General features: G+C 69.7%; 13 protein-coding genes and 2 pseudogenes. 11 read left to right on the top strand and 4 right to left on the bottom strand.

Features of this window, described 5'->3' with window-relative positions; all coding sequences use genetic code 11:
• The 7 genes and pseudogenes from EES42_RS46415 to EES42_RS27150 form a co-directional block, all read left to right on the top strand.
• A pseudogene (locus tag EES42_RS46415) lies at window positions 1-133 on the top strand (amino acid ABC transporter ATP-binding protein); the annotation flags it as partial.
• A gap of 69 nt (window positions 134-202) precedes the next feature.
• A complete protein-coding gene (locus EES42_RS27175; RefSeq protein ID WP_124720931.1) occupies window positions 203-1,039 on the top strand; it encodes a glutamate ABC transporter substrate-binding protein in 837 nt (278 codons plus the stop codon).
• Between the two features lie 75 nt (window positions 1,040-1,114).
• Entirely contained in the window at window positions 1,115-1,780 is a 666-nt protein-coding gene (locus EES42_RS27170) for an amino acid ABC transporter permease (protein ID WP_124720930.1), read from the top strand.
• The gene (locus EES42_RS27165; protein ID WP_124720929.1) at window positions 1,777-2,676 is read left to right on the top strand and encodes an amino acid ABC transporter permease; all 900 of its coding nucleotides are present in this window, start codon (window positions 1,777-1,779) and stop codon (window positions 2,674-2,676) included. Before EES42_RS27170 ends, EES42_RS27165 begins: the two co-directional genes overlap by 4 nt.
• A 239-nt stretch (window positions 2,677-2,915) precedes the next feature.
• Complete coding sequence (locus EES42_RS27160; protein WP_124720928.1) at window positions 2,916-4,532, top strand: FAD-dependent monooxygenase; 1,617 nt, start codon at window positions 2,916-2,918, stop codon at window positions 4,530-4,532.
• Window positions 4,533-4,757: 225 nt separating this feature from the next.
• Window positions 4,758-5,276 carry a cupin domain-containing protein gene (locus EES42_RS27155; RefSeq protein ID WP_124720927.1) on the top strand — a complete coding sequence of 173 codons (519 nt, stop codon included), beginning with the start codon at window positions 4,758-4,760 and terminating at the stop codon, window positions 5,274-5,276.
• A 20-nt stretch (window positions 5,277-5,296) separates the two neighbouring features.
• A complete protein-coding gene (locus EES42_RS27150; protein ID WP_124721525.1) occupies window positions 5,297-5,704 on the top strand; it encodes a rhodanese-like domain-containing protein in 408 nt (135 codons plus the stop codon).
• A 164-nt stretch (window positions 5,705-5,868) separates the two neighbouring features.
• On the opposite strand, the gene EES42_RS44920 is transcribed toward EES42_RS27150, so the two are convergent.
• Complete coding sequence (locus EES42_RS44920; protein WP_164495330.1) at window positions 5,869-6,150, bottom strand: hypothetical protein; 282 nt, start codon at window positions 6,148-6,150, stop codon at window positions 5,869-5,871.
• A 32-nt stretch (window positions 6,151-6,182) separates the two neighbouring features.
• Here EES42_RS44920 and EES42_RS27145 point away from each other — a divergent pair, with 32 nt between their 5' ends.
• Entirely contained in the window at window positions 6,183-7,019 is an 837-nt protein-coding gene (locus tag EES42_RS27145; RefSeq protein WP_124720926.1) for a hypothetical protein, read from the top strand.
• A gap of 749 nt (window positions 7,020-7,768) precedes the next feature.
• Here EES42_RS27145 and EES42_RS27140 read toward each other — a convergent pair.
• Window positions 7,769-8,161 carry a hypothetical protein gene (locus EES42_RS27140; protein ID WP_124720925.1) on the bottom strand — a complete coding sequence of 131 codons (393 nt, stop codon included), beginning with the start codon at window positions 8,159-8,161 and terminating at the stop codon, window positions 7,769-7,771.
• Window positions 8,162-8,228: 67 nt separating this feature from the next.
• Here EES42_RS27140 and EES42_RS44915 point away from each other — a divergent pair, with 67 nt between their 5' ends.
• Both EES42_RS44915 and EES42_RS27135 read left to right on the top strand, forming a co-directional pair.
• Window positions 8,229-8,387, top strand: a complete 159-nt coding sequence (locus EES42_RS44915) for a hypothetical protein (RefSeq protein ID WP_164495332.1) — start codon at window positions 8,229-8,231, stop codon at window positions 8,385-8,387.
• Window positions 8,388-8,565: 178 nt separating this feature from the next.
• The gene (locus EES42_RS27135; RefSeq protein WP_124720924.1) at window positions 8,566-9,210 is read left to right on the top strand and encodes a DUF6197 family protein; all 645 of its coding nucleotides are present in this window, start codon (window positions 8,566-8,568) and stop codon (window positions 9,208-9,210) included.
• 82 nt (window positions 9,211-9,292) lie between these two features.
• Here EES42_RS27135 and recX read toward each other — a convergent pair whose 3' ends face one another.
• Window positions 9,293-9,946: a recombination regulator RecX gene (recX, locus tag EES42_RS27130; protein ID WP_124721524.1), complete on the bottom strand. Its 654-nt coding sequence runs from the start codon at window positions 9,944-9,946 to the stop codon at window positions 9,293-9,295.
• Between the two features lie 81 nt (window positions 9,947-10,027).
• Window positions 10,028-11,155 carry a recombinase RecA gene (gene recA / locus EES42_RS27125; protein ID WP_124720923.1) on the bottom strand — a complete coding sequence of 376 codons (1,128 nt, stop codon included), beginning with the start codon at window positions 11,153-11,155 and terminating at the stop codon, window positions 10,028-10,030.
• A gap of 270 nt (window positions 11,156-11,425) precedes the next feature.
• Here recA and EES42_RS46410 point away from each other — a divergent pair.
• Window positions 11,426-12,117: pseudogene (locus tag EES42_RS46410) on the top strand (SDR family NAD(P)-dependent oxidoreductase).
• Window positions 12,118-12,130 lie beyond the last annotated feature (13 nt).

Genomic DNA, 12,130 nt, shown 5'->3' with positions numbered 1-12,130 from the left:
GCGCTCGGCCGCGAACCGGGTCGTCTTCATGGCGGACGGAAAGATCGTCGAAGAGGCCACGCCCGACCAGTTCTTCAGCAACCCGCGCAGTGACCGGGCCAAGGACTTCCTGTCGAAGATCCTTCACCACTGATTGATCCTGCGCCTCCGGGCCCCGGACCGGCTGATCACTCACATCGCGTCAACTCTAGGGAAAACCACCATGCAGCTTCGTAAGGTCACCGCCGCCTCGGCCGCCGTGCTCGCACTCGCCATCACCGCCACCGCCTGTGGCTCCAACAAGGACGACGGCGGCTCGGGCGACGGCAAGAAGATCACGATCGGCATCAAGATCGACCAGCCGGGCATCGGTCTGAAGACCCCCGACGGCAAGTACACCGGCTTCGACGTCGATGTCGCCACGTACGTGGCCAAGGAGCTCGGCTACGACGCCAAGGACATCGTCTTCAAGGAGACCAAGAGCGCCGACCGCGAGACGGCGATCGAGCGCGGTGACGTGAAGTTCATCGCCGCCTCCTACTCGATCAACGACGAGCGCCTGCAGAAGGTCGACTTCGCCGGTCCGTACCTGCTGGCGCACCAGGACATCCTGGTCCGCGCCGACGACAAGTCGATCAAGTCGCCGGCCGACCTGAACAACAAGAAGCTCTGTTCGGTCGCCGGCTCGACCTCGGCGAAGAACGTCAAAGACAAGCTGGCCCCGAAGGCGCAGCTCCAGACCTACGGCGGCTACTCGGAGTGCCTGACCGGCCTGGAGAACAAGGCCATCGACGCGCTGACCACCGATGACAGCATCCTGGCGGGCTTCGCCTCGCAGCAGAACTTCCAGGGCAAGTTCAAGCTGGCCGGCTTCAAGATGACCAACGAGAACTACGGCATCGGTCTGAAGAAGGGCGACGCCGACCTCAAGAAGAAGATCGACGACGCGCTCACCAAGATGGTCTCGGACGGTTCCTGGGACAAGGCCGTGAAGGACAACTTCGGCCCGGCCAACTACAAGAACGAGGTTGCCCCGAAGATCGGCAACATCGTCAAGTGAAGCAGGGCTGACCGGGCGCGCCGTCCGTGAGCGGCGGCGCGCCGTGCCCTCCTACACGCGGAAGCGCGGGAGATCGTGTTCGACTTTCTTGAAGGTTACGACCTGCTGGGGGCCTTCTGGGTGACGGTGCAGCTCACCGTCTACTCCGCTCTCGGCTCCCTCATATGGGGAACGCTGCTGGCCGGCATGAAGGTCAGCCCGGTCCCCCTGATGCGTGGCTTCGCCACCGCGTACGTGAACGTGATCCGGAACATTCCACTGACCGTGATCATCGTGTTCTCGTCGCTGGGTCTGAACCAGACGCTGACCATCTCGCTCGGCGCCGATGTCATCGAAGACATCAACTTCCGGCTGGCCGTACTCGCCCTGGTCGCCTACACGGCCGCCTTCGTCTGCGAGGCGCTGCGCTCCGGCATCAACACGGTGCCGATCGGCCAGGCCGAAGCGGCGCGCGCACTCGGGCTGAGCTTCACGCAGGTGCTGCGGCTGATCATCCTTCCTCAGGCGTTCCGTGCGGTGGTCAACCCGTTGTCCAACGTGCTGATCGCGCTGACGAAGAACACCACGGTCGCCTCCGCGATCGGTGTCATCGAAGCCTCCTACCTGATGAAGGACATGATCGAGGCCGAGGCCCAGCTGATCCTGATCGCGCTGGTCTTCGCTTTCGGCTTCGTCGTTCTGACCCTCCCGACCGGCCTGATCCTCGGCTGGGTGAGCAAGAAGGTGGCGGTGAAGCGATGAGTTCCGTCCTCTACGACGCCCAGGGCCCCCGCGCCAAGCAGCGCAACATCCTCTACACGGTGCTGTTCGTCCTGGGTGCCGCGGCGGTGGTGTGGTGGGTGTATGACGGCTTGGCCGAGAAGCACCAGCTCGACTGGATCAAGTGGGAGCCCTTCTTCACCAGTTCCCAGCCGTGGGAGACGTACATCTGGCCGGGCTTCCAGAACATGATCAAGGCGGCGTTCTTCGCCCTGATCATCGCGCTGCCGTTGGGCGCCCTGTTCGGTATCGGCAGGCTCTCGGACCACCGCTGGGTACGGATGCCGGCCGGTTTCGTCGTGGAACTCTTCCGCGCCGTCCCGGTGCTGATCCTGATGATCACCGCGAACGCGGTGTACGCGGAGTACACCACCATCGACACCGATATGCGTCCGCTGTACGCCGTGGTGACCGGACTGGTGCTGTACAACTTCTCGGTCCTCGCCGAGATCGTGCGGGCCGGAATCGAGACCTTGCCCAAGGGCCAGGCGGAGGCCGCCAAGGCGCTCGGCATGCGCAAGAGCCAGATCATGCTGTCCGTGCTGCTGCCGCAGGCGGTGACGGCCATGCTGCCCGCGATCGTCAGTCAGCTCGTCGTCATCGTGAAGGACACCGCGCTCGGCGGCGCCATGATGACCTTCCCCGAGCTGCTGGCATCGGTCCGCCCCATGAGCGCGAACTACGGTGCCAACACCATCGCGTGCTTCACCATCGTGGCCCTGATCTACATCGTCGTGAACTTCGCGCTCACCACGTTCGCGAGCCGGCTGGAGCGCTGGCTCCGCCGCAACAAGAAGAGCAAGGGCACCGCCGCCGGGGGCGCACCGGAGACGATCGGTACGCCGTCGCTCGTCGTCGACGACGGGCGCGCCGTCTGACGGTTCGTCGCATTGCGGTCCCGAGGGGTGGTGGCAGATCTGCCACCGCCCCTCGCCGCCTTCCGGTGTCGCTTGACGCGGGCACCGGCAGTAGGTTGCATACGTTCTGTGATCGCGCCCCCTGTCCTCTCCGCCGCCACGCCTCCTCAACCCGCCGTCCGTCTTTCGAGCCGCTCGCCTCTCGCGTCCGCGTCGTCCGAACGGATCTCAGGATCTGCACGGATCTCAGGAGTCGTGCCGTGGACCCGGTGATCGTCGTCGGTGCCGGGCCGGTCGGCCTGGCGCTGTCGCTCGCCCTCGCGGCGCAAGGGGTGCCCTCCGTCCTGCTCGACGAGGACCCGGGCAAGGACGAGACACGCCCCGCCCGCACCGTGGTGCTGCGCGAGGACACCGCGGCCCTGGTGGAACGGCTGGGCTGCAAGGCGCTGCGGCACGAGGGGGTGCGGTGGGCCGGGTGGCGGTCGATGCGGCGCAAGCAGCTGGTGCGTGAGCTGCCGCTCGGCGAGGACTCGGCCGAGGGCGATGCGTTGCCGGCGCCCATCCATCTGCCGCAGCACGTCCTGACGCGGGAGCTGAGGGGCGCGGTGGCCGCGCAGGAGCTGGTACGGGTGGCCCCGTACAGCCGGATCGACACCCTGGAGCAGGACGCCACCGGCGTCACCGTGCACACCAGGGAGCCGAACGCGACCTGGTGGCGCGGGAGTTACCTGGTGGGCTGCGACGGCGCCAGGTCCACCGTGCGCAAACTGCTCGACGTCCGGTTCCCCGGGCGTACGGCGGTGGAGCGGCATGCCGTCGCGGCGCTGCGCACCGAGCTGCCCTGGCCCGGACAGGCCGTGCTGCACCGGCTGCCGCCGTGGCGCACCGGCGGTGCCGAGGTCACGGCGCGGCCACTGCCGGACGGTGTCTGGCGGCTGGACTGGCTGCTGCCGCCGCCGCGCGGTGAGCTCGTCACCCCGGACGCGCTGATCACCCGGGTCCGGGACACCCTGGCGGGCTGGTGCGGGGAGACGCCTCCGTACGAACTGCTGGACACGGGCGTGTACACGCTGCACCACCGGCTCGCCCTGCGCTGGCGGGTCGACCGGGCCTTCCTGGCCGGCGACGCCGCCCATCTGCTGGGCGCACTGGGCACCCAGGGGCTCGACGAGGGGCTGCGGGACGCCGAGAACCTGGCCTGGAAGCTGGCCCAGGACTGGCACCACGGCACCTCCGACGTACTGCTCGACAGCTACCAGGCCGAGCGCCGGGCCGCGGTCGCCGCGCGGCTGCGCGCCGCGGACCAGTCGCTGCCGATACTGCGTGGCGGCGGAGGGCTGCGGACGCTGGTACCGGGGAGCGCACGGGAGCACGATTCGCTGCTCGCCGACGGACATCTGGGCTGTGGCCCCCTCGGTGCGCCCCCCTCGTACTCGCATTCGCCCCTTGCGCCCCCACGCGCCGAGGCGCACACATCTGTCGGTACGCCCCCCGGTGCGCCGGTGGCCGATGTGCGGGTGACGGCCCCCGACGGCACGACCGTACGGCTCCGGGAACGGCTGGGGCAGGGGCATCTTCTGGTGGTCCTGGTGGCGCCCGGGACCGGGGTCTGGGACCGGCGTCACTGGATGACCGCCGGTGTCATGCCCCGCCTCGCCGCGGCCGTCGACGCCCTGCCGATGAAGGGTGAGCTACTGGTGACCGAGAGCTACCCGGGAGCGTCGGCCCACACCGTCCTGCTGGTCAGGCCGGACGGTCATCTCGTGGCGTCGTTCGGCGGGGTGCAGCCCCGGGACCTCTTCGCGGCGGCGGACGCGGTACGTGGCGGAGCGGTGCGCGCCGCCGTGCGTTCCGACCAGACTGCGGGCATCAATTGACCGATGCGGACGTAGATGGTGTACTCCGGAACGTGACCGACACCGATGTGCGCCTGTGGCGGAGGGTCCATATGGACCTCGTCCGCTATGCGGGCTGCGTGTGTCGGCCGTCCTGCTGAATCGCCTTTTCCTGCCCTGCCGTGCGCGCTGCTGCCGTACGGGCGGGCGTCCGCGCGAACCCTCAGGACGGTCTCTGTGTCTGCCCCTTCGTCACCCTCTGTACGCATGTCCTCCGCCGCCGATGACGCCTCCGGTCCGACGGCCGCGGAGCTGCTCGACTTCGTCCGCCGCGTCGCCTCCGACGCCGAGATCGTCGCCTCGCTCCCCCTCGATCCCGAGGGCCGTACCTGGGTCCAGCTCGAAGGGCCCGGCGGCAGCGAGGCATGGCTGATCGGCTGGCCGCCGGGCACCGGTACGGGCTGGCACGACCACGCCGACTCGGTCGGCGCCTTCACCACCGCGGCCGGCACGCTCAAGGAGCTGTCGCTCGCCGCCCGGCTGCCCACCGACGGCTGGAAGACCCTCGAACTCACCGAGGGCATCGACCGTTCCCGCGAGTTGGCCACCGGCCAGGGCAGGGCGTTCGGCCGCCATCACGTCCACGAGGTGCTGAACGAGTCGGACACCGAGCATGCCGTCTCCGTCCACGCGTACTACCCGCCGCTGCCCCGGATCCGGCGCTACAGCCGCAACGGCGCGCTGCTCCGCCTTGAGCAGGTCGAACGGCCGGAGGACTGGCAGTGAGCGACAGCCACCGGGGCGACATGGAGCCGGCCGGAGCCGGGTCCGGGATCGGGATCGGGATCGATGAGCTGCTGGAACAGGTCCGGGCGGGCTACGTCCGGGTCGGCCCGCAGGAGACATCCGCCGCCGCCGCGGACGGCGCACTCCTCGTGGACATCCGCTATGCGGAGCTACGGGAACGGGACGGGCTGATTCCGGGGGCGCTGGTCGTCGAGCGCAATGAACTGGAGTGGCGCCTCGACCCGCGAGGAAGCCATCGAGCCCCACAGGCGGTGAGCCACGATCTCCGGATCGTGGTGATCTGCAACGAGGGCTACGCATCGAGCCTCGCCGTGGCATCCCTGCGACAGCTGGGCCTGCACCGGGCGACCGACCTGATCGGCGGCTTCCAGGCGTGGCGCGCCGCAGGGCTGCCGGTCGAGGTGTGACCGGTGGGGCCCGGGACGGGCGGGCCCCCGGGACGGGCGGGCCCCCGGGACGGGCGGGCCCCCGGGACGGGCGGTCAGCCAGGACGGCGGCCCACCCGGCCATTCACCGGGCCGACGCCATCCGAACGGCGCCGGCCGCGCCCCGGCCCGGCCCGGTCACCCGTTCAAGGGTTGCGCGCCACGGCCCCCGAGGTGAACCACTGCACAAGCGCAGCCGCGAAGTGCACTCCGGCCCGTGCGGAGTCGAGACTCTCCGACACGGTGCCGCCCTGGTTCCCGTGCCGGGAGGTCTGCCCGTCCCACAGGGTCCGCATCATCGCCTCGACCGGTGCGATCGGGTCCTTGTCGGCGGGCGTCGGGACGGCGACGGTGAACTTCGCGCGTGCGTTCCCGGTCTCACCGAGCATCATGCCGAGCGTCGCCCGTCCGTGCCTGGGCTGGATCACCGCGTGGGCGGCGGACTCGGGGGAGAGAGCATATGAAGGTCGGACTGTCTGAACTCCTGCAACGGTGCATGGACGAAGTCCTGCGAGCGGTGGAAGGCCAGGACCTGAAGTCGATCGACCAGGTGATCGCGTACCTGACGGCGCTCGACGAGGCGCTGCGGGAGGCGGCCGATGCCCTGCCGGTGCTGCGGTACGCGCTCGGTACGGCCTGGCGGGCCCGCGCCGAGGTGGCGGTCTCGGCGGCCGCGTACGACACGGCGGCCGCCCTCTTCTCCGAGGCGGCGGAAGGGCATGCGGAGGACGATCCGCGGCGTGGTGCCTACCGGATGCAGGCGGGCGAGACTCTCATCGCCAAGTTCGACCACTCCGAGGACCTCAAGGACGTCGACGACGCCGTCGCCGTACTCCGGACAGCGTTCACCGAGGTCTCGCGGACCGCTGAGGCGCCGGGCGGAATCGTCGAAGCAGCCGGCAGGCTCGGGCACACTCTCGCGTACCGGGCTCACCTCGCCTCGGACCTTGAGGCGTTGGGCGAGAGCATCCGCATGCTGCGTACGGCCGTGGACCATTGCACTGCCGAGGAGTCGGAGCGGTGGCGCGCTGTGATGGCCAACGCGATGCACCTCCACGGGCGGCTGACCACAGTCTCGGCTGACCCGCCATCACCTCTGGTCACCGAGAACCGCCGCACACTCGACGTATCCGACCCCACCACAGGGAGCTGCTGGAGCAGAACCGGGTGCTGTCCCACCTCGCCTCCCTGGTGGCGGCGAAAAGACTGTCTCCCGGAGCGGCCGTGGATAGGGCGTCCGACCCGGCCTGGTCCCTGGACCCTTCGGTGGTGCTGTCCACTGCGGCGAGCGCGATGAATCTCGCCTCGGGCGGCGAAGCCGGGCAGATGATCGTGCTCGCCCGGCTGCTGCTCGACACCGCCCGTCGCCGTTGGGGCACCGATCCCGGTTCTGTGTGGTGGGCCGTCGGCCGCCTCCACCGCACGGTGGGCCTGCTGGCGCTGGACGAATTCCCCAACGGCCGTCTCTACGAGGAGCTCTGTGCCGGCGCCGACGAGAGGACGGAGCTGCTGCGCGGCCTCCAGCAGGACGTCGGCTCCGACGACGAGGTGGCGCGACAGGCGCTCGCCCAGACACTCGCGCGGGCGCTGCTCGACGCGGCCGACGCGCGCACAGCGCCCTACTTGGCCCTGGTCGACACCCTGGCCCACCCGCTGGTCGGTGCGCAGGAGTTGAGGTCGCGGGCCGCCGAAGGGGATTACCGGGTCAATCGGCGCATCGAGTTCCATGCCGACCAGACCCAGCCGGACGCCTTCACCCCGATGCCCGATCCGCTCGGCCCCTTCAAGGAGGCGGCGCGTCTGCTGAAGGAGGCACAGTCGCTGGCCACCGGCCATCTCCGGGGTTGCGTCCTGTTCTCACGGGCCCGGGTCGAGGCAGTACTCGACACGTCTCACCCCAACGGGCCCGATCCCCGCTGCCTGCCATGGGTCCGCGAGGCGTACGACCTCATCAAGCCGGCCGACGAGCCGGTACGCTCCATTCAATTGCTGCACATGCTCGCGTTGTTCGACGAGGCGCTGGTCCCCGAGACCATCGAGGAACTGCTACCGGTCCCCACCGGATCGGCCACGAGCGCCGAAGGACGAAGGCGCAAGACCGAGATGGTCACGGCGGCCCTCAACCTCGCTCTCGCAACGGGACGCCGGAATCTGATCCGGCAACTGATCGATGCCCTGCCCGAGGAGTCCGCCGGCAGGCCCGATGCCGACCTGCGCAGGCTGCTGATGACCGCCGCGCTCCACGCACTGCCGCAGGACCGGATGGAATGCCCGGCCGGTCCGTTCGACGTCACGGAGTCGTACCGGGCGATGACGGCCCAGGCCGACGAGGAGAACTGGTCCGATCAGCGCCGTTCCGAGACCGTACTCCACCTGATCGCGCACGCCTCGCGCCACAGCGGCGGCAACCGATCCGCACTCCAGGCCCTGACCGAACATGCGAACGAGGGTCGCCGGTCCTCCGCCACACGCTACGTAGTGGCCGCCTCGACCTATCTGGCCTCTCGTGGGAGACGAGCGGATCTCGATGGTGGTGCGGATACCGGCAGGGCAGCTCGCGCAGGCAACGCTCCAGGTGTCCGCCATCGTGCGCCAACGGCGGATGGGGCTGGTCCCGTACCGCGCCGAACTGCCCAAGCAGGTGCGGCAGGTCAGCCTCCGCTAGATCTTTCGTCCAGGACTTTCGGTCTACGCACCCCTGCATCCCTGCACCGGCACTCGGCTCATCGGGGCCCCGAATCCGCCCCGACACACCCGTACGCCACGTCCCGGTGGAGCAATCCCCGTACCCGACGGACATTGGCCTCAACGCCAAGGACCGACGTAACGGAGATCTCGCACCCATGCCGACCTCCTCTCTCGCCCGCACCCCAGACCAGTTCGACGTGCACGCCGCTCGTCTCCATGACACCGAGGCGTGGCAGCAGATCGTCGCCGGCTGGGACCTCACCACCCCTGAACCCGTACTCCCCGCCTCCCCCGGCGCCTCGGTTCGGCCGCCGGGCGGTCAGCCGGCCGACTGGCGCGACCTGCTGTCCGTGCCGGTCGATCAGCTCATCGCCGAATCCGTTCGCGCCCTGCCTGCGACCGCGCCGCGCGAACGGCCGCTTCCCGGGCGGTTGGGCGCGGTCCTCCCCGATCGGCTTCACTCCTGGCGGCGCATCGGCCAGCCCGAGGTACGGCCCTCCACACACCTCGCCTACGCAAGGCAGATCCTGACCGAATGGGGCTGGCAGAACACCCCGTACCGGCTCCGCAACGCACGCGGCGCACGGTGCATCTGCGGTGCCCTCCTCACCGCGCACCGCCTGGGCTACGGCTCCCTCGACACCGTGGACCGGGCCGGCGCCTGGCTCGTCGCCGAACTCCGCTCCCAGGGCTGGACCGGGCTGATCGGGCCCTGGAACCGCTGCCCCGGCCGCACCGCCGCAGATGCGCTCGCCCTGATCGACGCCACCATCACCCGCGCCGCCCTCGCCGGGCAGTGATCACTCCGCCTCCCCCGCAGGCAGTCCGACCATGGACGGCCGCACCCCCGACGCTCCCCCGCACAAGTCCGTACGCACCCGGTCAGAAGGGCTCGTCCAGACCCTCCGTGTCCTCGCCCTCTTCCTCCAGCGCCTGCCGCACGACCCGTAGGGCCATGCCCTCCCCGTACCCCTTGCGCGCGAGCATGCCCGCAAGGCGGCGCAGCCGCTTGTCCCGGTCCAGGCCACGGGTGGAGCGCAGTTTTCGCGCGACCAGCTCGCGGGCGGTCGCCTCCTCCTGCTCCGAGTCGAGCTGCCCGACGGCCTCGTCGATCACGGCGGAGTCCACCCCCTTGGTGCGCAGCTCACGGACGAGAGCCCGGCGGGCCAGTCCGCGCCCGTGATGCCGGGACTCCACCCAGGCGTCCGCGAACGCCGCATCGTCGATCAGCCCGACGTCCTCGAAGCGCGAGAGCACTTCTTCGGCCGCCTCGTCCGGGATCTCCCGCTTGCGCAGAGCGTCCGCAAGCTGCTTGCGCGTGCGCGGGGTCCCGGTGAGTAGGCGCAGACAGATGTTGCGCGCCTGCTCGACCGGGTCTCGCGGCTCCCCTTTCTCGGCCCTCGACGAGGAAGGGGAGCCGCTGCTCCTGGTGCGGGAACGGGCACGGCGGCCCGCCCCCTCGCCGAATCCGGCGTCCGAGCCCGTGTCACGGCCGGGACCGGCCTCCGGCTCGTACGCGCCCTCGGACCCGGCCATGTGCCCGGCGGCGCTTCCGCGGCCGGGTCCGGCGTGCTGGTCAGTGGCGCCGACCGGCCACTCCGTACGACGCGTCACGGTCTAGCTCTTGGCCGCCGCGGTCTTGGCCGGCTTGGACTTTCCGGCCGGGGCGGGCACCGACTTCGCGCTCTCGGCCGGAGCCGCGGCACCGCCCGCCGCGTCCGCACCGGACTCGGCGGCGCTGTCGTCGGGCCTGACTCCGACACCCAGCTTCTCCAGGATCTTCTTCTCGATCTCGTTGGCGAGATCGGGGTTGTCCTTGAGGAAGTTGCGGGCGTTCTCCTTGCCCTGGCCGAGCTGGTCGCCCTCGTACGTGTACCAGGCGCCCGCCTTGCGGACGAAGCCGTGCTCCACGCCCATGTCGATCAGACCGCCCTCGCGGCTGATGCCCTGGCCGTAGAGGATGTCGAACTCGGCCTGCTTGAACGGCGGCGCGACCTTGTTCTTGACGACCTTGACGCGGGTGCGGTTGCCGACGGCGTCGGTGCCGTCCTTCAGCGTCTCGATCCGGCGGATGTCGAGGCGCACCGAGGCGTAGAACTTGAGCGCCCGGCCACCGGTCGTGGTCTCCGGCGAGCCGAACATCACACCGATCTTCTCGCGGAGCTGGTTGATGAAGATCGCGGTGGTCTTGGACTGGTTGAGCGCGCTGGTGATCTTGCGGAGCGCCTGGCTCATCAGACGGGCCTGGAGACCCACGTGCGAGTCACCCATCTCGCCCTCGATCTCCGCGCGCGGCACGAGCGCCGCGACGGAGTCGATGACGATCAGGTCGAGGGCGCCGGAGCGGACCAGCATGTCCACGATCTCAAGGGCCTGCTCGCCGTTGTCCGGCTGGGACAGGATGAGGCTGTCGATGTCGACGCCGAGCTTCTTCGCGTACTCGGGGTCGAGGGCGTGCTCCGCGTCGATGAAGGCGACCGAGCCGCCGAGCTTCTGCGCGTTCGCCACCGCGTGCAGCGTCAGCGTCGTCTTACCGGAGGATTCCGGTCCGTACACCTCCACCACACGGCCGCGCGGCAGACCGCCGACGCCGAGGGCCACGTCGAGGGCGGTCGACCCGGTGGGGATGACTTCGATGGGCTCGTTCGGCCGCTCACCGAGGCGCATCACCGCGCCCTTGCCGAATTGCCGTTCAATCTGTGCGAGTGCGGCGTCCAGCGCCTTCTCGCGGTCGGTTCCTGCCATGGGTTCCACCCGATTTGCTTGAGTCGATCGCTTCACGTCAAAGACGCTAACCCCTGCCACTGACAATGGGCCTCGACGTCCTCCCGGCCTGTGGACAACTCCACGGTCGGGCCCGGGAAAACCCGGCCGGAATCCCATGAGAATGGATGTTCGATTTTGGTGTCAAGCGCACCGCGCCGAGCCGATCTGCACCCAGGGTAGCGCCCTAGCATTCCACTTCCGGAGAGTCAAGATCGAGCGGTCGACGCCGTGCCGAATCTCAACTACATGATGACAAAGCAGACAGAGAAAGCGGCTCTGTCCGCCGGGGCGACGCGGGGTGCGGGCCGTGGCATCGCCGTTCAGCTGGGTGCGATCGGGGCGACCGTCTACGTCACGGGACGGACGGACGGGCGGATCGGAACGCTCGGAGATGGACCGCCCGGAGACCGTGGAGGAGACCGCGGCTCTCGTGGACGAGGCGGGCGGGTGCGGGATCCCGGTCCGGGTCGACCATCTGGTGCCCGAGGAGGCCGAAGCGCTCGTGGCCCGCATCCGGAGGGAGCGGGGCTGTCTGCACGTCCTCGTGAGCGACATCCGGGGCGCGCGGATCGAGTGGGACAGGCCGGTCCGGGAGTCCTCCCTGGACACCGGACTGCACACGTTGCGCCTGGCGGTGGACACCCACGCGATCACCAGCCATCACGCGCTCCCGCTCCTGATCGGGACATCGGGAGGGCTGGTCGTCGAGGTGACGGACGGGACCGATGAGTACAACGCCGGTCACTACCGGGGGTCCTTCTTCTACGACCTGGCCAAGGCGTCGGTGAACCGGATGGCGTTCGCGCAGGTCCCTGTCGAGCGGACAGCCGGCGAAGGTCTACGGCTTCACCGATCTCGACGGCGGCCGGCCCGACGCCCGGAGATACGTCACCGAGGTCCAGGCCCCGGGCCGGCCCGCCGACGTGACGGGCTGTCGCTGACAGCCGGAAGAGG

It is taken from the genome of Streptomyces sp. ADI95-17, from assembly GCF_003846175.1.
Classification (GTDB): domain Bacteria; phylum Actinomycetota; class Actinomycetes; order Streptomycetales; family Streptomycetaceae; genus Streptomyces; species Streptomyces sanglieri.
This window is presented reverse-complemented; position numbering and strand designations above follow the sequence as displayed.